Source organism: Psychrobacter sp. AOP3-A1-26 (assembly GCF_052378235.1).
Lineage (GTDB): Bacteria > Pseudomonadota > Gammaproteobacteria > Pseudomonadales > Moraxellaceae > Psychrobacter.
In genome coordinates, this window is the sequence record NZ_JBQSXN010000022.1 from 16,446 (window position 1) to 39,169 (window position 22,724).

Here is a 22,724-nt window from a genome sequence, read left to right on the forward strand (position 1 = left end):
AGGATTTCACTATGGCCGTTGGCAACGTTGCAGTACCTAATACTATTTATCCTATTAAAGGTATAAAATTAAGCGCCACCGCAGCGGGCGTACGTTATAAAGATCGTGATGACTTGGTGCTGATTGAAATAGCGGATACCGCCACCACTGCGATTGTCACCACTAAGAACGCCTTTTGTGCTGCGCCTGTGCGAGTGTTACGTGAGCACTTTGCTAAAGTCTCGCCGCGTTATTTGGTGACCAATACCGGTAATGCTAATGCTGGTACGGGTGCTGATGGTAAGCGCCGTGCTGTAGATATCTGCGCTGCATTGGCAGACAAAGCTGGCGTGGCTACCGATACCGTTTTGCCGTTCTCTACTGGGGTGATTGGTGAGCCGTTAAATAGCGATGCAGTCATTGCTGGTTTAGATGATGCCTTGGCTAACTTAGCACCTGATAATTGGCTCGCCGCCGCGAATGGTATCCTGACTACTGATACCATTCCTAAGCTTGCCAGCCAAAAAGTTGATGTTTCTGGGAGTAGTTATCACATTACTGGCATGTCAAAAGGCTCAGGAATGATACGCCCTAACATGGCTACCATGCTCGGCTATGTGGCAACGGATGCCAATATCGCTGCTGATTTATTACAAGAGATGCTAAGCGCCATCAATGAGCAATCTTTTAATCGCATTACTGTCGATGGTGATACTTCTACTAACGACTGCTGTGTATTGATAGCGACAGGCGCAGCGAACTCAGAGGTCATTGATAGCATTGAGCATCCACATTATCAGCCAGTATTGACAGCATTGACCGAAGTGTTTGTCCGTCTGGCGCAGTTGATTGTACGTGATGGTGAAGGCGCTACTAAGTTTATGACTGTAAAAGTTACTGGCGGCAAGGTAACACAAGAATGCTGTGATGTGGCTTATGCCGTCGCCCATTCACCCTTAGTGAAAACAGCGTTTTTCGCCAGTGATGCCAATTGGGGCCGTATCTTAGCTGCAGTTGGTTATGCAGGCGTTGAAGACCTCGATACAGAGCAGGTCGATGTCTATCTAGACGAAGTGATGATTTGTCAAAACGGTGGCGTCGCACCAAGTTATACGGAGGCGGCGGGTAATACGGTAATGAGTCGCCCTGAGATTACCATTCATATCGACCTAGCACGTGGCGATGCCAGTGATACGGTTTATACTTGTGACTTATCGTACGATTACGTCAAAATAAATGCTGATTATCGTAGTTAAAGGCTGCTAATGCTATAAGTTTTTATGGCTTGCTGTTGAATATGCCCTAGTATTAATAAGCTTTATAAATCACTGTATCCCCAAGCCAGAGTCGATAATACTCTGGCTTTTTGCTGTTTGTATCTTGGTTGGTATCAATTTACTATTCTATTTAACATTTTACCGCAGAAATCCCCTACCTCTAAGGTAGTGGGGTGAATGCGTTTGACCTTGCGTGATTATTATTATATGATAAATATCTAATTCAGTCTATTTATATAAAGGCCTTATAATCAAATGCTTTTAGACACTAATTATCATTCAGTCTTTCTGCTAAATTACCATCTAATTTTAGTAACTAAATACCGTAGACAGGTTTTTGATGACGAAGTATCGGACAGAGCAAAAGCTATCTTTGAGCGCATTGCACCCGATTATAAGATTGATGTTGTTGAATGGAATCACGACAAAGATCATGTTCATATTTTATTCAAAGCACACCCCAAAACCGAAATTAGTAAATTCATTAACACCTATAAATCAGCAAGCAGTCGATTATTGAAAAAAGAATTTCCTAAGATTAAAACCAAGCTTTGGGAAGATAAGTTTTGGTCGCAATCATTCTGCCTAATCACGACTGGCGGTGCGCCTCTTGAAGTTATTAAAAAATATATCGTTGATCAAGGTAAATAATGACTAAGCAAATCCTTAAAGCCTATAAAGTCAGGTTGTACCCAAACGAGGATCAGCAGATATTCTTTGCTAAGTCGTTTGGTTGCACGCGCTTTATTTGGAATAGGATGCTTGCCGACAAGATTGATTATTACCAAGCCACTAAAACCACCTTAAACAACACACCAGCTCAGTACAAAAAAGAATTTGAATGGCTCAAAGAAGTCGATAGCTTGGCACTAGCCAATGTTCAACAAAACCTAAGAGCTGCCTACAGTAAATTCTTTAAAGGTGGTACTGGCTTCCCTAAGTTCAAGAAAAAAGGCATTAAAGACAGCTATACCACCAACAATCAGAAAGGAACGGTAGCGATCACAGACAGCACCGTTAAACTGCCGAAAATCGGTCATATCAATGCCAAATTCCCCGATAAAATAAACGGCTTGATTAAGAGCGCCACCATCAGCCGTACCCCATCAGGTAAGTATTTTGCCAGCCTGTTAGTCGAAACTATTGTTAATGAGCTACCAAAAACCCAATCAAACATCGGTATTGATTTAGGATTGACAGACTTTATCGTCTTATCGGACGGATGTAGAGTTGCCAATCCTAAGTTTCTAGCAAAGCTGCAAGACAAACTGGCGCGAGAACAAAAGATTTTAGCCAAGCGCAGAGCGGTTGCCAAAGCGGATCAGCGCAAGCTGTCAGAGAGCCGTAATTATCAGAAGCAAAAAATAAAAGTTGCCAAGGTCTATGAGAAAATAACCAATACCCGCAAAGACTTTCTACATAAGCTCTCATTCAACATCATCAAAAACCACGATGTGATTGCCATAGAGGACTTGAATGTAAAGGGTATGGTTAAGAACAGGAAGCTTGCCAAAGCCATATCGGACAGCTCATGGTCGTCATTCACCACCATGCTGGCCTATAAAGCAGAGTGGTACGGTAAAACGCTTGTCAAAATAGACCGGTGGTATCCATCCTCTAAGACCTGCTCAAACTGTGGTCACTTGCTAACGAAAGCTGAATTACCGCTGTCGGTGCGATCTTGGAATTGTCCAAGTTGTTTGCAAGAAAATGACCGCGACCTTAACGCCAGTATCAATATCTTAAACCAAGGATTGATACTAGCTAAACACTCAAAAACTGTCGGTGCGACAGGGTTAGCTTAGTAAATTTGCTTAACCTCTGATACAGAATATCGTATCAAGTATGAGCATTACCTAAGAAACCCCTACTTCTAAAGTAGTGGGTAGTTCATTACGTATTATTAACATCAGTTGCAAAAGCTGACGTTACTTTACAAACCAGTTGTAGAGAGTAAGGTAATTTGCGACCTATACTTGGTTCTAGTAAACGATAGATGACCTTACTGATATCGCCTGATGTGTTTTGAGCATATATCAATCATTATAAGATGTTCAAAATAATGAGCTTAAGTAGGCAATAATAATTAATAGCAATTAACTGAGGATTGAATAATGAAAAAATTAGCACTTGCAGCATTGATGACGACTTTTGCCCTTTCAGGTTGTTCTACGATGGGTATGGATAACGAGCGTACAATGGTTGTCGAAGGCCAACCTATGAACGTTAAGGTAGTCAATATTCCAAGCTTTAAGGTAGAAGTAGCACCGCGCAAAGCAGTTTGTGATCTAACGGCATCTGACGGTAACAAGATTGAGTCACAGTGCCTACAGTATCGTCAGGCTGGTCAAAGAAACTTCACGTCGCTTAACGGTAACATCCAAGGCTTTACTTATGAGCCAAACTATCGCTACATGCTAGACGTACGTCAAGAAGCAGTGACGGCTGAAGGCTCTAACGTTGTCCAGCCAGTTTGGATGCTAAACGAAGTTATCTCAAAAACGGCTGAGTAACTGCTAACCACTTATCTTGATTATAAAAAAAGACCTCTAATTAATTAGAGGTCTTTTTATGTCTTATCTATATACGAGGCTGATAAATTTATCAATTAGCCTCGTTATATTGTTAAGTGAACTGACTATATTATAATAGCATTCACAAAAATTAGAGTAGCAAGGAAAACGAGTGCAAGTGCTACGTACTATAGATTAAACGAGTTTGATACAGCTCATCGTACTTTTTGGGTTTGGTATAAGATTAGCATTGGCTGTATTTTACACTGACCCCATGAGTGGCAGTAGGTATGCGGTTGTCAGCATAAACCGCTAAACCGCCTCGTGAGGTTTCTTTATACTTATCTAGCATATCCGCACCCGTGACTCGCATGGTTTCAATGACTTTGTCTAAAGATACGAAGTGTTGTCCATTGCCGCGGCAGGCAAGTCGTGCTGCATTGACCGCTTTTACAGCGCCCATGGCATTGCGTTCGATGCAAGGTACTTGCACCAAGCCGCCAACAGGGTCGCAAGTCAGACCTAAGTTATGCTCAATGCCAATCTCGGCCGCATTAAGGCACTGAGCGGGATCGCCACCTATGATTTCTGCTAAGGCAGATGCGGCCATTGCGCATGCAGAGCCTACTTCCCCTTGACAGCCAACTTCAGCACCAGATATCGACGCGTTTTGTTTGATGAGACTACCGATAGCGGTGGCATTTAACAAAAATTTGCGCGCGCCCTCAACACTGTAGTTCGGTAAAAAGTCGCGATAATAGTGCATAACCGCAGGAATAATACCTGCTGCACCGTTAGTAGGGGCAGTCACGACATTACCCCCATTGGCGTTTTCTTCATTGACCGCTAAGGCATATAAATCAATCCAGTCCATTGCCACAAGCTTATCGTTTTTTGCAATATCCTGATTTTTCTCAGCACAAAGCTGCAGATGTAATGCTTGGGCACGACGCTTCACATCTAAGCCACCCGGCAAAATGCCACTGTTTTGACAGCCTCGCGTTACGCAATCTTGCATCGACTCCCAAATAGAGTCCAAGTAGGCGAATACTTCAGGTTGGTCGCGGTAATGACATTCATTGGCTAACACCAGTTCACTCACGCTTAAACGGTGCTGACGGCATTGCTCTAGAAGCTCTGCGGCCGTATTAAAAGGGTAAGGAAGAGAGTCAATAGTTGGCGTGGCGTGATCTTCATCTGGATTGGTAGCATCTTCTTCGTTAATCACAAAGCCGCCACCTACGGAGTAATAGGTTTGCTGATAGTGGCTGTCGTCAGCCAATGACACGCGTATGGTCATAGCGTTAGGGTGATAGGGCAGGACTGTCTCACCATACCATTGAATATCACGCTCGGTATCAAAGGCAATAATATGCTCGCCTGCGATATTAAGTTGTTTGTTTGAAAAAATCGCTGATAGATATTGATTGGTCAAACGCGTATCGATGCTGCTAGGGGCATGCCCAAGCAAGCCTAATAATATGGCCGTATCCGTTGCGTGACCTTTACCTGTAGCGGCTAACGAGCCATATAGCTCAATCTCTAGGGATTTTATACTGGTAAGCTCGGTTTGCTTACGCAATGAGGTCAAAAATAAATTCGCCGCGACCATCGGGCCGACGGTATGTGAGCTTGATGGGCCGATGCCAATTTTAAATAAATCAAATACACTAATCATAATGAATTACCAAAAAGTGAAGTAGGGTTAGGATAACCGCATAGCCAAGACTATAGCGCCTACATAATAATATGATAGGCAACAAAAAATAACAGGTACCGTTAATTGGTGGATTTAGAGCATCGTCTATGAAAATGTTTAAACGCAGTAGTTCGAGTGACGGGTGAATAATAGCTGTTGTTTATTATTAAATTCCGTTATGATGCTCGGCATCAACGCTTATGTAACATCCTGTAAGTTGGCTGTCGCTATAGAATACAATAGGTGCGAGCAACCGAAGCGGTGACTTTAGTAGAACATATCTCACTCGATACATCTAGCAAAATATGGCTATTTTATAAAATAATGTACTTTGTCAGCCTTTCTACAAACAAGTGGTTGGATATAGCAGAGTCTTTTGAATACGCCCATAAATATAGTAGCTTTTGTTGCACATACTGCTATTTATTATTTCTTTATTTATCCTAACCACCATTAATCAGCTATCATTACTCAATTAATATTAAGCGGTTATGACAAGTTTAGGCCACATAGGACAAGCGCATGGTAATCCCTCCAGAAAACCCCTCCCCATCAGAGAAAAGCAATCAAGCAGAACCGCTAATGCCAAATGCATTAGAGGCAGCGGGTATTGATTCAGCAACTGATTCAGCGACAATGAGCTTACCGCATAATCCAGATTTTGAAAATGGCCGTTGGTTTCCGACTTGGAAACCGTTCAAAGGCGATTTAGACCGCACGCCAGTCGGTATCAATGAATATTTACCACCATCGAAAAGCATGCTGCTGGGTGTACAACACACCTTTGCTATGTTTGGCTCGACGGTACTTGCGCCCTTATTGATGGGGTTTGATCCCAATTTAGCCATTTTGATGTCCGGTATTTGTACGGTGATGTTTTTTATGATCACTGGCGGGCGGATGCCCAGCTATTTGGGCTCAAGCTTTGCGTTTATCGGCCCTGTTATTGCCGTTACTGCTTATGCTGGCGTTGGCTTCAATGCCAATCTTAATGTCGCTTTAGGTGGCATTATGGTGTGCGGTATCATTTATGCCTTGGTGGGCTTGTTGGTGATAAAGACGGGCACAGGATGGATTGAGCGCTTGATGCCGCCTATTGTCACGGGTGCCATTGTGATGATTATTGGTCTTAATTTAGCGCCAGTAACCATTCAAGGGGTGTCTGCTAATCAGTTTGATGCGTGGATGGCTGCATTGACGGTATTGTTAATCAGTGGGGTGGCGGTCTTTACGCGCGGTATGTTACGACGCTTGTTGTTGTTAGTGGGTTTAATACTATCGTATATTGTCTATTATGTATTGACCAATGTGATGGGCTTTGGGGTGCCGATTGACTTTAGTGGTCTCCAATCAGCTTCATGGTTTGGGCTACCCAGCATTCATACGCCAAAATTTGAGATGAGTGCGATTATACTAATTGCGCCAGTGGCCTTTATTCTGATTGCCGAAAACCTAGGGCATTTTAAAGCGGTAGAAGGCATGACCAAAGCTCGCGTGACACCTTATATGGGTCGAGCATTTTTTGCTGATGGCTTGGCGACAACTTTTTCAGCAGGTTTTGGCGGTACTGGCGTCACCACTTATGCTGAAAACATCGGTGTGATGGCAGTGACTAAGGTTTATAGCACCACTATCTTTTTTATTGCAGGGGTGGTTGCTATCTTGCTTGGGCTATCACCAAAATTTGGCGCGATCATTCAGACGATTCCGCCAGCATTATTGGGCGGTGCCTCTATCGTGGTATTTGGTTTGATTGCGATTGCTGGTGCCAAAATATGGATAGACAGTCATATCGATTTTAGCAAAAACAGCAATCTTATCATTGCTGCTGTGACCGTTATTATGGGTACAGGTAACTTTAGTCTGCATCTAGGTGGCTTTGATTTGGGCGGTATTGGTACGGCGACTTTGACCGCAATTGTTCTTAACGCCTTGTTTAATCGCCAAAAAGACTAGGGCGTGTCCCTAAGTTTTTAGTCGTCATAAGCTTAAAAGAACTTAATATATCGTTAACTAAAAGCCATAATAACCATTGTGGCTTTTAGTTATTCTGGCGTTGTTCACCGTGTTGTTATTTATACTTACGGCTATAAAACCGTGCAAAAAACCGATAACGTCGTAGCGCGCGTGGCTTAGGTTTTAGTGAGCCCAAATAGATAGCAAACATAGTGAGCAGCGCGCCGCTCCATTGTAGAGTGTTGATGGATTTGTCCAGCCAAGTATAATCGATAACTAAGGCGGCAATGGGCTCTGTTAAGAGTAGTAACCCCGTCAATGTAAGCGAAAGTTTAGGGATAGAGTAGGCGATGAGTCCCCACGCCAAGCACTGCATCACCGTGCCATAAATCAATATCCAACCAATCTCCGACCAGGTATTGGGTAAAATGTTACCCATATCGAAGATAAACATCGGCACAATCATCGCTATTACCCCGCCCAGACTGACCAGCTGCATCAATACAAATATGGGTGTCGGTTCGGTATCGTGGGTCTTGCGGATAAAGGTCATTGAGGCCGCTAACATGCCTCCCGATATGATACCGGTGACAAATCCCCAAGTAGCAGCTGTATTCTGTGCAAATTCAGGACTGCCAATCATCGCCACGCCCAGCATCGCCAAGCACAAGCTGAGCAACTGCAAAATAGATTGACGTTCATTAAAATATAAAAAGCCAATCGCGGCTAAAAAGAAAATCTGCAAGCTGTTAAGTAAGGTTGAAATACCAGGGCCGACCGCATAAATACTCTCGTGCCACAGTGCCAAATCCAAGCCTAAAAATGCACCAGATAATAACCCATAAACGATAGCACGTTTGGAGTAGGGTAAGCGCTGGCCCATAATTTTAGCCAATATAGTAAACACGACACCCGATATTGCAAGCCGCCAAAATGACATCGCCCAACCGCCAATATCGACATGAGCCACAATCAAACTGCCTAAACCAAAAATAATACAACCAATAAGTAAGCCAATGGATGCAGAGCGTGAAGAGTCGTCAGCCATAAAATATCTCTATAAAACATATCTAAAGGTTTTTTTGGTCGATGGACAGACCGGTTATAAATATAGTGAGTTTTAAAGAGGTGATTGTAAACCTTTTGATGCTAATTGACATCAGACATGCACTTTTTTGGTATCAGGGTTTGATATGAGTTTTACTGTTATTACTCTGTGACGTATGTTTAGCGTATTAAAGTTGGCGCTTTGCTCGCTATTGGTTTGTTTAGCAGCTTATAATACGGTAACTTTGCATAAAATATGAACTATACAGATAGTCGTTTAGTTTTTATCTTTTTGAAGTTAGTGTGTCGAAATCCTTTATACCATCTCGATTTAGGTCATCATCACTTATGTCATTACTATTTACTCTAAACAGAAAAAATATTCAACCACGAGCGTCGTATGAGATGAGCGTCAAACAGCTGCCTGTGTCGCGCCTTTGTGGGGGTATTGGTATTCTGTTAAGTGCGGTATTTTTTTTGCCAACGGCACAAGCTGCCAGCTGCAAACTGCCTAAAAGCTATTATAAAAATGTTTCTTGTACGGCTAGTAGTGGTTACTTTTTAGCGACAAAAGATTTTGGTGCACCCGTGGCGTTGTTGAATAAAGAAGGCAATAAGGTGGTTGATTTATCACGTTATCAAAAGGTTGCTGCGGACAAAATAGCGGGTGGCTTAATCCCCGTCCAGCGTAGCAATAAAGTCGGTTATGTCAATATGAAGGGCCGCGAAGTTGTGCCTACCGTGTATGACGTATTGGTCGAATCATCAGGCTGGGCAAGGGCAGTGTCAGAAGGGCGTATCGTGGTAAAAAAGAACGGCAACTATGGGGTAATCAATACTGCCAATAAAACCATTGTGCCGTTTTCAGCGTCGTTTAGCGATATTGATAACTATCAAAATGGACTCGCCCGCGTCCACAAAAACCGCGCGATTAGTTGGCTGGATAAAAATGGTAAAACGACCAGCGATCCTAATAACAGGGGCAGTACGCAAACAGATAGGGACCCAGCTTCTGCTAATTCATCGGCGTCAAAACCAAAACAAGCACCTGCCAATCAATTTACGACCTTACAGCCGCATCAACAAGACGGTAAATGGGGGTTCATCGATGACAATGACGTCACCATGATTACCTATTCATTTGATGAAGTACGGCCATTTTCGGAAGGATTGGCAGGCGTGCGTATTGATAGCGACTGGGGCTTTGTCAATCTTGGTGGTGAGCTGGTGATTCCTTTTCGCTTTGACAATAGTGGCGTCAGTACTGGCGATAGCTACCAAGGTAAACCAGCGTTTATATTTACAGGTGGCAAAGCATGGATAGGTAATTTAAAAAATGGTAATAAGATGTGCATTGATAAAGACGGCGCTGGTGTCGGTTGTGATTAAAACTTAATACCATGTTTATTCTGAAAAAAGCTTATATATCTTTAGTTCACTAATTAGCATAGGTAGGTAGTTATTCAGAGATATTTGATTAACTCAACTACTTATTAGATTTTACCTCAATGGTGTACTCTTGTTCAAAACCAGATCCTGGAAAGTTAGTTCCGTATGTATCCCCAGCGATATAAATATGAACAGGCTTTAATGCTGTAGGTGTGCCAGTCACGGTCAACAGGTTATAATCTTTATAACCTCCCTCTGCAAGACTTGGCATAATTTTGAAACTAGCGTCAGACACTTCAGAATGGAAGTTGAGATCGACGACAGTACCCCCTGTAATCTCTATATTGGCTTGATAGGATTGATTAAGGTAAGCGTCAGGTAATTTATTAGGTGTTACATGAACACTAGGAGCACATCCAACTAATAGCAGTATTTATAGGGTGGCTGAGTGCTTATTTAGCAACTTTTACCTCAATGGTGTACTCTTGTTCAAAACCAGCTCCTGGAAAGTTAGTTCCATATGTTTCACCATACATATAAATACTTATAGGTTCGAGTGTAGTTGCTATACCATTAATTTTCAGGTTGTTATAATTGTCTTGACCACTGTCCCTAACTCCAGGAATGATTTTAAAATCAGTATTTGAAGTTTTCGAAGAGAAACTACGGTTAATAACAGTACCCCCTGTAACTACTACATCGACTGTATAAGGCTGATTTAAGTAGGCATCAGGAAGATTATTGGGTGTTACTTTGACATTGGGAGTGCAACCAACTAATAGAAGTGCTGATAGTATGGCTAAGTACTTATTCACAGTGTTATTTCTCTATTATGATAGTGGTCGTAATGTATGCGCTGAATTTTACATAAGATAAATCGGCATGAGTACTCATGTTAGGATCTCCCCATGAAAATAGCTTAAGCAATCATCAATCGCTATAGGCTCTTTTTTAAATAGTCATTTTTGCAAGCTAAAATATTAAAGCTGCTTTTCTAATAAAAAGCTACTTATCCAATAAATGATTACTAATCAAGTCGACCATATAAGGCTGATAATATTCAGGAATGTCATGTGCCATGCCCTCGATTAAGTGAAACTTAGCATTGGGAATGGTTTTGGCAACGACACGTCCTTGCGAGGCAGGTAACAGGCCGTCTGCACTACCATGCAGTACGATAGTTGGTGCTTTGACTTGCTTACTGTATTTGCTAATCGAGCCTGAGGCCAAGATGGCGTTGAGCTGTTGTACCGTACCGAGCGGATGGAAGTTACGCTGATAACGTATCTTGGCAATTTCACGCACCATACGTACATTCACATGTCCTGGCGTGCCGACCGTCTTCATAAACCAAACGCTATGGCGCACAATATCGCGCTCAGAATGGCTCTCAGGACGATTGATAAGTGTATATAGCTGCTTCGGTTTGGGCGGCTTTAAAAAGGCACGGTTGGTGGTGGTAAACATCAGCGCCATGCGTTGTACCAAGCTTGGATAACGTGCTGCCACAATTTGGGCAATCATCCCGCCCATAGAGGCACCTATTAGGTGGGTCTTGCTAAGCCGCAACGCTTTGATTAAGCGCGCGGTATCTTCTGCCATATCGGTTAAGTTATAAGCAACCTGAGTGCCTTTATTAGACAGTCCTGTTTGCAGCCGCATCATCATTTTGAGTTGGCTAATACGGGGTAGGCCGTCAATTTGCACTTTGGAGGACAAGCCAATATCACGATTGTCAAAACGAATCACAAAAAAACCCGCATCAATAAGGCGCTTCATAAAATTGTTTGGCCAAAATACCATTTGTGAGCCAAGCCCCATTATCATCAGCAGTGGCGGATTATTGGGGTTGCCACCGGCTTCAACGCACAGCTCAATGCCATCACCGATGTCTATCATCGATTGATAAAGATGCTCGCTCAAGTCTGAATCACGCCATTGGTATTCGCCAAATTTTTGCCATTCTGGAGTAGGGTAACTGACTGAAATTTTATCTGAGTTTTCAGTCAAGTTAGCATGAGTGATGTCGTTTGGTTCTGTCATGAAGTATCCTAGTTAGAGAGTCGGGCATTCGCTTAAAATTCGAGCATTTCAAAATCAAGCTTGCCAACGCCGCATTCTGGGCATGTCCAATCATCAGGGATATCTTCCCATTTAGTACCAGGTGCGATACCTTCTTCAGGACAGCCGAGTTCTTCATCGTATATCCAGCCACAGACGATACATTCATAACGTTTCATAAATAGTCCTATCGATTATTACCAGTATGACACATATTTTTTTAAAGCTAATATTAACTATTCTGGTCAATATATAGACCTTAAAAGCGCACGTAGTTTAGCATATAACCGTTGTTTTTATAGTTAAGTTTACACTTGTATATTGAGATTGAATAGCTTTTATCAAGTCATTAGCTATCACTTTGTTTATTTAAGCGGGGCTTTTTCCGTGCTATTTGCCGCTATATTAAGGCTGATTATGATATAATTATCACCGAAAATTTCACCGATTCAGTCATTGTTTGCCACTGTTATATCATCATCTAAGTCATACAAGCTAAGGGTTATTATGAGCGCTAACACCGCCGTTACATCAGCCAATACCACCGAGTCATCCAATACGCTCAATACCGATCATCCATTTTGGCAAATCATTCGCACAGTACCAGACTTTCCGAAAGTCGGCATTGATTTTTATGACATTACCCCGTTACTGCGCAGTCATATTAATGAGGTGATTGATGCGCTGCTCGCCGCATTGCCGACGGGTTTACTCGACGAAGTAGACTGTTTAGGCGCCGTTGAAGCGCGCGGATTTGTCTTTGCTAGCTTGCTGGCAGGTCGATTGGGCAAAGGTATGATTTTGCTACGTAAACCCGGTAAACTGCCACCGCCTGTCGCCAATAAAGCCTATGCGCTTGAGTATGGTAAAGACACGCTTGAGATGCAAAATAATCTGCCACCTGAGCGTGTGCTATTGGTCGATGATATCCTGGCCACTGGCGGTACGCTAACCACGGCTTACGAGCTGTGCAAATCTGCAGAACATACCGTGGTAGGGGCGTTAGTGCTACTAGATTTGGTCGACTTACATGGTGAGTTTCCAGTGCCGGTTTATACCGTATTAAAGGCCTAAATTAAAAGCCTAACTGACTGACGAACATTATTTGCTAAGGATAAGTAAAGCACTGACATAAAAAAGCGCGCTGAACTCATTCGGCGCGCTTTTTTTGATTTTATTAGGCGTGTCTTACTTGGCTTGCTCGTAGCTTTTACAAGATTGCTCGACTAGTATCCGGCTAATGGTTTTTGGCGTAGTGACTTTAAAATCTTTGGTGGTCAGGATTGGTTTATCCGATTGCCAAGATTTTAGTACCTTATCGTTAGCGGCATAATCAACGTAGGCTCGTCTATAGTAGCTGGCGTCCTTACAAGAGATAAGCCATTGTTGATCGCTATGATGAATGCGCGTTTCTTTAGCAACTTTATTTTTGCTGTCCTTTTCCTTCGGGTCTTTCTCTTTACTGTCTTTCGTCACAGCTTTCGTAGTGGGTTTAGTGACACTTTTTTGTGCAGGATAAGCTCTACGAATGGAGACGGTAATGTTGTCGACACGCTTTTCATCGATGATACTGATGTCTGAGCGTTCGATAGAATCCAAGTCTACGCTAAAAATGGAGCCAGTCTGACTTTCTGCTACTGTTGACCAGTTGGCTGCTTGAGCACCCATCGCCAGCGTACTACTTGCTAATATCACTGCTAGCCGTTTCATAGTTCAGCCTTGCTTGTTGTTATTTGAGGTCGCTTATAATAGCCAACTTGATATTAGCAGGCAAATTTCTTTTATTACCTACTAGGGGCTGTATAGAATTCATCTATTAGGACTGCTGATCGCTAAAATAATTCCAGACTAGGCGTAAATCGAAGGTAATGTCGAGACCTTAGCTAGATTTACAACAACGTCTGGGGCGATTTTAGCATCAGTCCGAAGGAACAGGACTATTTTTTGCCACTTCATAGCCAAAACTATCGCGCTTAGAATAACTAAACTTACTATTTTTGGCGTCGAATTGCCTAAAAAATAGTCTCTGTCAGTTCCTTAGCTGAATTCTATACAGCCCCTAGTTATTCTCGCAGTTTACTGGCAATGTTTATTATCGTTTATATTTAGGCTTAGCGCACTGGAATATCGGAACATTGGCTTAATCGCGCTTAGCTACGCATAGACGCTAACATTTGAGCAAGCTCATTACGTGCAGCGATAAAGCCGTCAATACCCTTAGGTAATAAATCTTGAGTAACCGTGTCTTGCTGATAGGCGGTACTGAACTCTTCTTCAGTCAGGCTCACTTTGGTCATATCGGCCAAATCCATTGACATACTTGGTGACAGCTGCTGCATCACTTCTACATCCATCTCTGCCAGCTCGTCGATGAGGTTGGGCGCGATGGTCAGTAAGTCACAACCTGCCAAAGCCAATATTTGCTCAGTCGAGCGGAAACTTGCGCCCATGACTTGAGTTTTATAACCGTGTTGTTTGTAATACTGATAAATGAGCTTGACCGATTGCACCCCCATATCATCAGTAGCGGGGACATGTTGACGGTTTTGCTGGCGTTTTTGCCAGTCTAAAATACGTCCCACAAAGGGCGATATCAAGGTCACGCCTGCATCAGCACAAGCAATCGCTTGATGCTGACCAAATAACAAGGTTAAGTTACAGTGAATGTTTTGAGTTTCTAGATAGCGTGCGGCTTCGATACCTTGCCACGTCGCTGCCATCTTAATCAATACACGCTCTGACTCGATACCCGCTTTTTGATAAGCATCCATAAACGCTAAAGCTTTATCAATCGTCGCTTGGGTGTCATAAGACAGACGAGCATCGACTTCGGTTGAGACACGGCCTTTGATTAAGTCTAAAATATCGCAGCCCACTTGAACCGTCAGTGCGTCAATCACCGCATCTATATCACCGTTATGCTGACTCATGGTTTCTGATAGCATACTTTGGTTGTCAGGATGCATGAGAGCCTTGGTTATTAGGCTGGGGTTGGTCGTCGCATCGATAGGTTTTAGGCGCGCAATGGCGGCAAGATCACCCGTATCAGCGACAATGGTGGTCATGGTGCGAAGCTGTTGTAATGCGCTCATCAGATATCCTTGGTATGGTCAATTAACGGTGTTGTCTGCTTATTAATGGCTGTAGCAATATGTGCTGTAGCAATATTTATAGTCATCAATAAGTAATTATTAATAAGTAACTATCAATAAAGTTATGGGTACGCTCAAACTGTAACATAGATTTGAGCCTATTTTGAGCTTAAGTTAGCTGATAGTTTCACGGTGCTTGGCCTTTATATCATTCAACTGTGCTAAGATTTATAGCCATTTATAGGTTTATGCGCATTTACAAATGGGCACTGTCCCTAGTTTTTGTTATAGTAGAGCAGGTTGGTTATTTGGCTTGTGCTAAATAGCAAAAGTATTTAAGCATGTTATATCTAATAGTGATAAATAGTAGTTATAAAATCTAAAAAAGGATGGGCGGTAATGAGTGAGCAGTCACCAGAGCAGAACGTGGATAATCTAAATCAAACCAGCGCAAGCACTAGCGATACCGCGACTGAAAAAGAGTTTTTGGACAATATTCGCCAAAGTATTGACACAGTAGACTGCGAAATTCAAACGCTGATTAATAACCGTGCCAAGCTGGCTCAGCAAGTGGCAACGGTAAAGAAAAACCATATTGCCAATAACCCGACCACTGACGATAGCAACCCTATCTTTTATCGTCCTGAGCGTGAGGCTCAAGTTTTAAAAGCGGTGATGGAGCGCAATGGTGGGCCAATCGCTGATGAAAAAATGGCACGCTTATTCCGTGAGATTATGTCGGTATGCCTTGATTTAGAAGCGCCGCAACGTATTGCCTTTTTGGGCCCTGTCGGCACCTTTACCCATGCCGCCGCTTTAAAGCACTTTGGCAAAGCGGCTGATACCGTGCCGCTAAACACCATTACTGATGTATTCCGTGAAGTCGAAGCAGGCACGGCGATGTATGGTGTGGTGCCAGTCGAAAACTCCTCAGAGGGCGTGGTCAACCATACGCTAGATGGTTTTTTATCTTCTACCTTAAAAATCATTGGTGAGGTTGAGTTACCGATTCATCAAAACTTCTTGGTCGCTGAGCATACCAAACTTGATGGCTTAAGCCGTATTTATTCGCATCAGCAATCCTTGGCACAATGCCGTCATTGGCTCGATGTCAATTATCCTAATGTTGAGCGTGTTGCGGTATCGAGCAACGGAGAAGCGGCGCGACGCTTAAGAAATGAGTGGCATTCAGCAGCAATTGCAGGCGATGTAGCTGCTGTGGAATATGATTTGCACAAGCTTTACTCAAATATCGAAGACAACCCTAGCAACACCACACGATTCCTGATTATCGGTCACGAAGCAATTGCGCCATCAGGTCAAGACAAAACCTCTATTATGGTTTCAGCGCATGATAAAGCGGGTGCCCTGATCGAGATTTTAAAACCGTTATCGTATCATGGCGTCTCTATGACCAGTATCGAGACGCGTCCAGAACGCCCTAATAAATGGGCTTACGTGTTCTTTATCGATATGGATGGGCACATTCAAGACCCTAATGTTAGTGCTGCTATCGCTGATATCCGCCCATTGGTCAAAGATTTACGTATATTGGGCTCTTATCCAAAAGCGGTATTATAGATATAGAAAAATTAAACCTAAGGATAAATCATGCAGTCTACGCCATCGACAGAGTCAAATTTATCACCGCTAGCACCTGCTTATGACAGTATTTTAGAGTTGGCACCTTATCAAACTGGGAAGCCGATTGAAGAGTTAACGCGTGAATATGGCGTCTCAGATGTGGTAAAGCTTGCCAGCAATGAGAATCCGATAGGCTGCTCACCGCAAGTAACGCTAGCGATTACCGAGCAGTTAGGTCAGTTGTCGCGTTATCCTGATGGCAATGGCTATTATCTGAAACAAGCATTGGCTGATTTTAATGAGGTTGATGTTGAACAGATTACGCTAGGTAATGGCTCTAACGATTTGCTTGATATCTTGGCGCGTAGTTTTGCCGGTGCTGATGATGCGATCGTTTATAGTCAATATGCATTTATTATTTATCCGATGCTGGCTAAAATGCAAGGCGCAATGGGTATTGAAGTACCTGCCAATCGTTTTGGTCATGATTTAAAAGCCATGAGCCAAGCGGTTCAAGACAATCCTAATACTAAGATGGTGTTTATCGCCAATCCTAATAATCCGACCGGTACACAGCTTGAACATAAAGAGCTACGTGAGTTTGTGGCTAGTGTGCCAAGTTCGGTATTGATAGTATTAGATGAGGCTTATATCGAATACAGTCCTGAAAGTAACAATCGGGCGCTGTTAGATGAATTTGGCAACGTGGTCATTGTACGTACTTTTTCTAAAGCTTATGGACTGGCGGGTCTGCGTGTTGGTTATGCGCTGAGTTCAGTTGCAGTTGCTGATTTACTTAATCGGATCCGTCAGCCGTTTAATGTCAGCCGCGTGGCTCTGGCTGCTGCCGCTGCCGCACTGACTGACCAAGATTTTATTGAAAAAGTTAGCTCAACCAACCAAGGGCAAAGGCGCTGGCTAGAGAAGCAGTTTGATGCGTTGGGCTTGGGTTTTGTTAAATCACATGCCAACTTTGTTATGGTAGAAATAGAAGTTGAGATGGAGGACGTAACGGCTGCTGTGATTCACCAGGCGTTATTGGAGCAAGGCGTGATAGTGCGTCCGCTCGATGCTTATGGTTTACCTAATTGGTTAAGGGTTACGGTTGGGGTCGCAGAAGACAATACCCGTCTAATCGATACTCTACGTTCTATATTGACTGATGATTAAGATTGACTGATGGCTGAGCTTAATGCTATCAAACTCAAAGCTGTTCAGCTAACACCTATTAAGTGACATGATAACTAAAATAATATGCAAAAAATAAATCAAGCGGCAAATCATCAAACCGCAGCTGCACCCAACCCATCTACTTTACCGCCATTATTCGATCAAGTTTGTGTGATAGGTTTGGGATTGATTGGTGCCAGTTTAGCCCAAGCGATTAAAGACAATGGCTTAAGTCGGCGTTTGGTGGCAGTCGACAGGCATGCTCCAAGCATCGAAGAGGCTATTCAGCAGGGCTTATTAGATGCGGGCAGTTCAATATTAAGTGAGGTGGTATCTGGTAGCGACTTGATTGTCATTGCGGTGCCAGTACAAGCGGTGCAAACAGTATTCGCAGATATCAAAACAGCGATGGACAGTGGTCAGCTTGCTACTGACTGCATCATTACTGATGTCTGTAGTACCAAGGTTAATATTATTGATGCCGCCAAAGCCGTCTTTAGCTCATTACCTGTGGGCTTGGTGCCAGCACATCCGATTGCCGGTGCTGAAAATTCAGGGTATCATGCCAGGCGAGCCAATTTATTTGTCAACCATAGCGTCATCATTTGTGAGCTACCAACGACCAAACAGACGGCCATTACAAAGTTACGCCAATTATGGGAAGCGGCAGGTGCGACAGTCATGCCGATGGCAGCTGACCATCATGATTCGATATTGGCGCATACCAGTCATTTACCGCACCTATTGGCATTTAATCTAGTAGAGCAACTAGCAAGCCACGATGACAATTTAGATATGTTTCGCTATGCTGCTGGCGGGTTTCGCGATTTTACCCGTATCGCTGCCAGCGACCCTAAAATGTGGCATGATATATTTTTTGCCAACCAAGACGCGATTGTGAGCGCCCTTGATGAGTACGGTGTTTATCTACAGACCATGCGCCAGCTTATCATTGATAAAGATTCAACTGCCCTGATGGGACTTTTAGGCCGCGCGCAAGCCGCACGGCGACATTTCGGCCATATGTTAGCCAGCACCCCTTATACGGATACCTCTGCCATGTCAGCTTCTTACCTAATCTCTCCAAGTAACACCGTTTCTGGCACCATTACTATTCCTGGTGATAAATCTATCTCACATCGCAGTATCATGCTTGGAAGCCTTGCAACTGGTGTCACCAAGGTCACTGGGTTTTTGGAAGGGGAAGATGCACTGGCAACTTTGCAAGCATTTCGCGATATGGGTGTGACTATTGAAGGTCCTGATAAGGGTAGGCTAACCATTCATGGCGTGGGTATGAATGGTTTAAAACCAAGCAAGACGCCACTATATATGGGCAATTCAGGCACCAGCATGCGTCTACTAGCGGGTATTTTAGCAGCGCAATCTTTTGATAGTGTCATGACTGGCGATACCAGTTTGAATAAACGTCCGATGGAGCGAGTCGCTGCGCCGCTGCGCGAGATGGGTGCAGTGATTCAAAGTACAGGACATAGTGGTACAGCACCGCTGAGCATCACTGGTCGTGATAACGTGGGTAAACCACTACAAGGTGTTGAGTACGATATGCCAGTCGCCTCAGCACAAATAAAGTCCTGCTTATTGCTCGCTGGATTATGGGCAGAAGGCACCACGACAGTCACGCAACCGGAAGTGAGCCGCGACCATACCGAACGTATGCTTTCAGCCTTTGGGTATCCAGTAACGGTTGACGGTAATCGTATCAGTGTTGACGGTGGTGGTACATTAACAGGCGGTGATATAGCTGTACCTGCAGACATCTCTTCAGCAGCATTCTTTATGGTTGCCGCTGCTATCAGTCATGGTAGTGAGTTGACTTTAAAACAGGTCGGCATCAATCCTACTCGTACGGGTATTATTGATATTTTAAAATTAATGCAAGCAGATATCACCTTAAGTAATAAAACCTATGTCGGTGAAGAACCTGTTGCTGACATTACTATTCGCTCATCCAATCTGGTCGGAATCAAGATTCCAGAAATGCTTGTTCCGCTTGCCATTGATGAGTTTCCAGTACTATTTATTGCGGCAAGTTGTGCCCAAGGTCGTACGGTGTTAACTGGTGCGAAAGAGCTGCGTGTTAAAGAGTCAGATCGTATCGCCGTCATGGCAGAAGGCTTACAAGCGCTGGGTGTTGATTGCACCGTGACGGATGATGGCTTGATTATTGAAGGTCAAGGCAGCCATGGACAAATGAGCAAAGTAATTGGCGGTCAGGTCGATAATAGTACCCCAGTTTTCGGTGGTGGACATATCACCTCGCATCACGATCATCGCATTGCCATGAGCTTTGCCGTGGCGAGTTTGCGGGCGTCTGAGCAGATCACAATCGAAGGTATCGAAACCGTTAATACCAGCTTCCCAGGATTTGCCGAGCTTGCCAACCAAATTGGTATGGCTATTGAAGTCGATAATGGTGCTGTTTAATATTAATAAAATGTCGGCTTCATTCGTCATTTTATTAATTACTATATGAGTAACATTGACTGCTGAATTCGGCCAAATTGGTTATAAGTTATAATGTAAGATTGTTTTTTTAAAATAGTTATTATCGTCAGCAATGTGTAGATACGATTTTAGTATCTACACATTGCTTTTTACCTTTTATCCTATCTGTAGTGACCCTGTGCTCTTACCACCGAGTTATCATCAATGATGATAGTTGGGTGAGGGCGCGCTTTGCTCTAAAAAGTTGTATTGTCTTATGACTACTCAAAACGTCATCAAAAAATCAATTACTCCTATTAAAACAACCAGACGCGGCATTGTCACCGCCCTGATTGCCTTTTCTATTTGGGGTGCTTTTCCTTTATATTTTAAGCAATTGTCTGAGTATAATGCTACCGAAATCATTGGTCACCGCATTGTTTGGACATTTGCTTGCCTGCTGGTGGTATTGATCGTTACTAAGCGTTGGCAGTGGATCGATACGCTTAAGAAAAATCCAAGATGGATAGCCTATACTTTTATCTCAGGCGCTATTATTGCTGTCAATTGGCTTACCTATGTTTGGGCGGTCAATCATGATCAGATTTTAGAAGCCAGTTTGGGGTATTTTATCGGCCCACTCGTTGGGGTGGCGCTATCGATGATTTTGTTCAAAGAACGCCTGCGATCCTTACAATGGGTAGCGATTGGCTTTGCGCTATTGTCGGTCGTTATTCAAGTGGTCATGCTGGGTAGTTTGCCGTGGATATCCTTGATCTTGGCCTTTAGCTTTAGCACTTATGGTACCATTCAACGGCAAACGCCTCTTACCGCTGTCGACGCGATGTTTGTTGAAACCGCGATGCTGTTGCCTATTTTTCTATGGTGGTTCTGGCAGTCTGATGTGGCGAGTAGTCATATCAGCTTTTGGTTTACGCCTTCTATTTGGCTATTAATGCTGGCGGGTCCCATTACCTTGATACCGCTATTGATGTTTAATAAATCGACCAAGTTAGTGGCTTATAGCATCCTTAGTTTTATGAATTATTTAACGCCAACTTTTATTTTCTTTTTGGCTGTATTTTATTATAAAGAGCCATTTGACTTACATCGCTTAGCCGTATTTGGTTTAATTTGGTTAGGGTTGTTGTTATTTAGCATTGATCTGTGGCGACACCGTCCTAGTAAAGCGTTAAAAGCCGAACGTCTACGCGAAGAGGCTTTAGAAAGCGTTAAATAGAAGCTAAAGTAGAATTAACCACCAGAGTGAGAAATGGTACTTAATACAGTCAGGTCGATATAAAAGAGATACAGCGGGGCTGGGATAAATATTTTGTAGCCTCTGTCGGCGTAGGCACAGCCAGCAAGAAAAATTTGTACCAGTCACGCAGCATAGTTTTGTGTATCCATTTTACTCAGTATCGACTATAACTGGTAAATAAAAACTAGTAAAAATTTAGTTAACAAGGATGAAAGCATGTTTCATACCCAGTCTGATGTAGTATTTGTCAAAGGCCTAAAAGTAGAGGCGGTAATCGGTGTTTATGAGTGGGAGCGCGCTATTACCCAGCCCTTACTGATTGATATTGCACTGGAAACAGATATTCGCAAAGCGGCAATCTCAGATGACGTCGGCGACGCGCTTAATTATAAAGCGGTCTGCGATGATGTGACAGAGTGGTGCCAGACTATTAAAGCGCAATTGCTTGAACATTTAGCAGGAGAGATTGCGGACAAACTACTAGCGAAATATGCGTGCCATCAAGTGACGTTGAGTGTCGCTAAACCCACTGCTATTAAACAAGCGGATGCCGTTGGGGTACAAATAACGCGTTATGCCAAAGCTTCAGACAGCGAAGCAGTTGGTGATAATAATAGCCAATTTGATGATGCATAAAGAGCGAGTTGATTTGAATCTTGAAACGCTAAAAAAGTGTGCGCCTGAGCAATTACAAACGCAACCAGTGGCAGCTGTGCTATTGGCTTTGGGTAGTAATTACCAAGCAGAAAAGCATTTATTACGCGTCCGAGAAAGTTTGGCGACTATAGGAGAGATAGAATTATCGATAGCTTTTCAAAACCCTGATTTTACGGCGACTCCTGAGCTGCCAAAACCTGCTTATACCAACCAATGTGTCTATTTGATATTAACCGCGCCACTAACATTACAACAGTTACAGCAGAGGTTTAAAAAGTTTGAAAGGGATTGCCATAGGCAGCGTCTAACGGAATTACAAACGCCAGTCAAGCAAGTCACTATGGACATTGATATATTGCTTATTAGATTAGCGAATAATATAAATAGCCTAAGCAATAAAGATGAATCTGAATGGATAGTTATGGCAGATCGTTATCCATTTAAAGCCCATGAAAGAGCAGGGTTAAAAGAGTTAATAGTAACAAAAAAAATAGATTGTTAGAGTAGATTTGAGTAAGATGTTTGGTCTATGCATCATTGCCTATCAGAATTTGCAAGGTGTGGTTTATGCACAAAAAAATATTAGAATTT

Annotated in this window: 21 protein-coding genes; 13 read left to right on the plus strand and 8 right to left on the minus strand. The window is 43.1% G+C overall.

The window, feature by feature from the left end:
- Positions 1 to 11 precede the first annotated feature (11 nt).
- The 4 genes from argJ (at position 12) to ACT3TU_RS05795 (ending at position 3,769) form a co-directional block, all read left to right on the plus strand.
- Positions 12 to 1,235, plus strand: a complete 1,224-nt coding sequence (gene argJ, locus ACT3TU_RS05780; protein WP_192523925.1) for a bifunctional glutamate N-acetyltransferase/amino-acid acetyltransferase ArgJ — start codon at positions 12 to 14, stop codon at positions 1,233 to 1,235.
- 276 nt (positions 1,236 to 1,511) lie between these two features.
- Complete coding sequence (gene tnpA, locus ACT3TU_RS05785; RefSeq protein WP_192523926.1) at positions 1,512 to 1,907, plus strand: IS200/IS605 family transposase; 396 nt, start codon at positions 1,512 to 1,514, stop codon at positions 1,905 to 1,907.
- Positions 1,907 to 3,061, plus strand: coding sequence for an IS200/IS605 family element RNA-guided endonuclease TnpB (gene tnpB, locus ACT3TU_RS05790; protein WP_192523927.1), 1,155 nt, complete (start codon positions 1,907 to 1,909; stop codon positions 3,059 to 3,061). The genes tnpA and tnpB overlap by 1 nt, the downstream gene beginning before the upstream one ends.
- A 309-nt stretch (positions 3,062 to 3,370) precedes the next feature.
- A complete protein-coding gene (locus ACT3TU_RS05795; protein WP_192524781.1) occupies positions 3,371 to 3,769 on the plus strand; it encodes a DUF4377 domain-containing protein in 399 nt (132 codons plus the stop codon).
- Positions 3,770 to 4,013: 244 nt separating this feature from the next.
- Here the strand turns inward: ACT3TU_RS05795 and ACT3TU_RS05800 are convergent, their stop codons facing one another.
- Positions 4,014 to 5,447, minus strand: a complete 1,434-nt coding sequence (locus ACT3TU_RS05800) for an L-serine ammonia-lyase (protein WP_225735164.1) — start codon at positions 5,445 to 5,447, stop codon at positions 4,014 to 4,016.
- Between the two features lie 543 nt (positions 5,448 to 5,990).
- On the opposite strand from ACT3TU_RS05800, the gene ACT3TU_RS05805 reads away from it, so the two are divergent.
- Positions 5,991 to 7,424 (plus strand): solute carrier family 23 protein, encoded by a 1,434-nt coding sequence (locus tag ACT3TU_RS05805; protein WP_192524782.1) that lies wholly within the window; start codon positions 5,991 to 5,993, stop codon positions 7,422 to 7,424.
- Between the two features lie 115 nt (positions 7,425 to 7,539).
- Here ACT3TU_RS05805 and ACT3TU_RS05810 read toward each other — a convergent pair whose 3' ends face one another.
- Positions 7,540 to 8,472: a DMT family transporter gene (locus tag ACT3TU_RS05810; RefSeq protein ID WP_444784139.1), complete on the minus strand. Its 933-nt coding sequence runs from the start codon at positions 8,470 to 8,472 to the stop codon at positions 7,540 to 7,542.
- A gap of 347 nt (positions 8,473 to 8,819) precedes the next feature.
- On the opposite strand from ACT3TU_RS05810, the gene ACT3TU_RS05815 reads away from it, so the two are divergent.
- Positions 8,820 to 9,860 (plus strand): WG repeat-containing protein, encoded by a 1,041-nt coding sequence (locus tag ACT3TU_RS05815; RefSeq protein WP_225735165.1) that lies wholly within the window; start codon positions 8,820 to 8,822, stop codon positions 9,858 to 9,860.
- A gap of 97 nt (positions 9,861 to 9,957) precedes the next feature.
- Here ACT3TU_RS05815 and ACT3TU_RS05820 read toward each other — a convergent pair whose 3' ends face one another.
- The 4 genes from ACT3TU_RS05820 to ACT3TU_RS05835 all read right to left on the minus strand — a co-directional run bounded on the left by ACT3TU_RS05820 (position 9,958) and on the right by ACT3TU_RS05835 (position 12,100).
- Positions 9,958 to 10,131: a hypothetical protein gene (locus tag ACT3TU_RS05820; protein WP_444752577.1), complete on the minus strand. Its 174-nt coding sequence runs from the start codon at positions 10,129 to 10,131 to the stop codon at positions 9,958 to 9,960.
- 181 nt (positions 10,132 to 10,312) lie between these two features.
- Entirely contained in the window at positions 10,313 to 10,675 is a 363-nt protein-coding gene (locus tag ACT3TU_RS05825; RefSeq protein WP_192523504.1) for a hypothetical protein, read from the minus strand.
- 190 nt (positions 10,676 to 10,865) lie between these two features.
- On the minus strand, positions 10,866 to 11,903 hold the full coding sequence (locus ACT3TU_RS05830) for an alpha/beta fold hydrolase (protein WP_192523503.1): 1,038 nt from the start codon (positions 11,901 to 11,903) through the stop codon (positions 10,866 to 10,868).
- A gap of 32 nt (positions 11,904 to 11,935) precedes the next feature.
- Positions 11,936 to 12,100 (minus strand): rubredoxin, encoded by a 165-nt coding sequence (locus ACT3TU_RS05835; RefSeq protein WP_068406924.1) that lies wholly within the window; start codon positions 12,098 to 12,100, stop codon positions 11,936 to 11,938.
- Between the two features lie 328 nt (positions 12,101 to 12,428).
- Here ACT3TU_RS05835 and ACT3TU_RS05840 point away from each other — a divergent pair, with 328 nt between their 5' ends.
- Positions 12,429 to 12,995: an adenine phosphoribosyltransferase gene (locus ACT3TU_RS05840; protein ID WP_192523502.1), complete on the plus strand. Its 567-nt coding sequence runs from the start codon at positions 12,429 to 12,431 to the stop codon at positions 12,993 to 12,995.
- Positions 12,996 to 13,109: 114 nt separating this feature from the next.
- On the opposite strand, the gene ACT3TU_RS05845 is transcribed toward ACT3TU_RS05840, so the two are convergent.
- Positions 13,110 to 13,631, minus strand: coding sequence for a hypothetical protein (locus ACT3TU_RS05845; RefSeq protein WP_444784140.1), 522 nt, complete (start codon positions 13,629 to 13,631; stop codon positions 13,110 to 13,112).
- Positions 13,632 to 14,071: 440 nt separating this feature from the next.
- Positions 14,072 to 15,013, minus strand: a complete 942-nt coding sequence (locus tag ACT3TU_RS05850; RefSeq protein WP_192523500.1) for a transaldolase — start codon at positions 15,011 to 15,013, stop codon at positions 14,072 to 14,074.
- Between the two features lie 399 nt (positions 15,014 to 15,412).
- On the opposite strand from ACT3TU_RS05850, the gene pheA reads away from it, so the two are divergent.
- The 6 genes from pheA to ACT3TU_RS05880 all read left to right on the plus strand — a co-directional run bounded on the left by pheA (position 15,413) and on the right by ACT3TU_RS05880 (position 22,635).
- Entirely contained in the window at positions 15,413 to 16,594 is a 1,182-nt protein-coding gene (pheA, locus tag ACT3TU_RS05855; protein WP_192523499.1) for a prephenate dehydratase, read from the plus strand.
- Positions 16,595 to 16,624: 30 nt separating this feature from the next.
- The gene (gene hisC, locus ACT3TU_RS05860) at positions 16,625 to 17,767 is read left to right on the plus strand and encodes a histidinol-phosphate transaminase (RefSeq protein WP_444784141.1); all 1,143 of its coding nucleotides are present in this window, start codon (positions 16,625 to 16,627) and stop codon (positions 17,765 to 17,767) included.
- An 84-nt stretch (positions 17,768 to 17,851) separates the two neighbouring features.
- Positions 17,852 to 20,215, plus strand: a complete 2,364-nt coding sequence (locus tag ACT3TU_RS05865) for a bifunctional prephenate dehydrogenase/3-phosphoshikimate 1-carboxyvinyltransferase (protein WP_444784142.1) — start codon at positions 17,852 to 17,854, stop codon at positions 20,213 to 20,215.
- Between the two features lie 277 nt (positions 20,216 to 20,492).
- Positions 20,493 to 21,455, plus strand: a complete 963-nt coding sequence (rarD, locus tag ACT3TU_RS05870) for an EamA family transporter RarD (RefSeq protein ID WP_444784143.1) — start codon at positions 20,493 to 20,495, stop codon at positions 21,453 to 21,455.
- Positions 21,456 to 21,692: 237 nt separating this feature from the next.
- Positions 21,693 to 22,112 carry a dihydroneopterin aldolase gene (folB, locus tag ACT3TU_RS05875; protein ID WP_444784144.1) on the plus strand — a complete coding sequence of 140 codons (420 nt, stop codon included), beginning with the start codon at positions 21,693 to 21,695 and terminating at the stop codon, positions 22,110 to 22,112.
- Positions 22,102 to 22,635 (plus strand): 2-amino-4-hydroxy-6-hydroxymethyldihydropteridine diphosphokinase, encoded by a 534-nt coding sequence (locus ACT3TU_RS05880; protein ID WP_444784145.1) that lies wholly within the window; start codon positions 22,102 to 22,104, stop codon positions 22,633 to 22,635. The genes folB and ACT3TU_RS05880 overlap by 11 nt, the downstream gene beginning before the upstream one ends.
- The last annotated feature ends 89 nt before the right edge of the window (positions 22,636 to 22,724 follow it).

Excerpts from the sequence above, each read along its gene's own strand:
- argJ (WP_192523925.1), top strand. The coding sequence starts at position 12 with ATGGCCGTTGGCAACGTTGCAGTACCTAATACTATTTATCCTATTAAA.
- ACT3TU_RS05800 (WP_225735164.1), bottom strand. The coding sequence starts at position 5,447 with ATGATTAGTGTATTTGATTTATTTAAAATTGGCATCGGCCCATCAAGC.
- ACT3TU_RS05810 (WP_444784139.1), bottom strand. The coding sequence starts at position 8,472 with ATGGCTGACGACTCTTCACGCTCTGCATCCATTGGCTTACTTATTGGT.
- tnpA (WP_192523926.1), top strand. The coding sequence starts at position 1,512 with ATGCTTTTAGACACTAATTATCATTCAGTCTTTCTGCTAAATTACCAT.
- rarD (WP_444784143.1), top strand. The coding sequence starts at position 20,493 with ATGACTACTCAAAACGTCATCAAAAAATCAATTACTCCTATTAAAACA.
- pheA (WP_192523499.1), top strand. The coding sequence starts at position 15,413 with ATGAGTGAGCAGTCACCAGAGCAGAACGTGGATAATCTAAATCAAACC.
- ACT3TU_RS05835 (WP_068406924.1), bottom strand. The coding sequence starts at position 12,100 with ATGAAACGTTATGAATGTATCGTCTGTGGCTGGATATACGATGAAGAA.
- folB (WP_444784144.1), top strand. The coding sequence starts at position 21,693 with ATGTTTCATACCCAGTCTGATGTAGTATTTGTCAAAGGCCTAAAAGTA.
- hisC (WP_444784141.1), top strand. The coding sequence starts at position 16,625 with ATGCAGTCTACGCCATCGACAGAGTCAAATTTATCACCGCTAGCACCT.
- tnpB (WP_192523927.1), top strand. The coding sequence starts at position 1,907 with ATGACTAAGCAAATCCTTAAAGCCTATAAAGTCAGGTTGTACCCAAAC.
- ACT3TU_RS05820 (WP_444752577.1), bottom strand. The coding sequence starts at position 10,131 with ATGCCAAGTCTTGCAGAGGGAGGTTATAAAGATTATAACCTGTTGACC.
- ACT3TU_RS05865 (WP_444784142.1), top strand. The coding sequence starts at position 17,852 with ATGCAAAAAATAAATCAAGCGGCAAATCATCAAACCGCAGCTGCACCC.
- ACT3TU_RS05815 (WP_225735165.1), top strand. The coding sequence starts at position 8,820 with ATGTCATTACTATTTACTCTAAACAGAAAAAATATTCAACCACGAGCG.
- ACT3TU_RS05850 (WP_192523500.1), bottom strand. The coding sequence starts at position 15,013 with ATGAGCGCATTACAACAGCTTCGCACCATGACCACCATTGTCGCTGAT.
- ACT3TU_RS05845 (WP_444784140.1), bottom strand. The coding sequence starts at position 13,631 with ATGAAACGGCTAGCAGTGATATTAGCAAGTAGTACGCTGGCGATGGGT.
- ACT3TU_RS05830 (WP_192523503.1), bottom strand. The coding sequence starts at position 11,903 with ATGACAGAACCAAACGACATCACTCATGCTAACTTGACTGAAAACTCA.
- ACT3TU_RS05840 (WP_192523502.1), top strand. The coding sequence starts at position 12,429 with ATGAGCGCTAACACCGCCGTTACATCAGCCAATACCACCGAGTCATCC.
- ACT3TU_RS05880 (WP_444784145.1), top strand. The coding sequence starts at position 22,102 with ATGATGCATAAAGAGCGAGTTGATTTGAATCTTGAAACGCTAAAAAAG.
- ACT3TU_RS05805 (WP_192524782.1), top strand. The coding sequence starts at position 5,991 with ATGGTAATCCCTCCAGAAAACCCCTCCCCATCAGAGAAAAGCAATCAA.
- ACT3TU_RS05795 (WP_192524781.1), top strand. The coding sequence starts at position 3,371 with ATGAAAAAATTAGCACTTGCAGCATTGATGACGACTTTTGCCCTTTCA.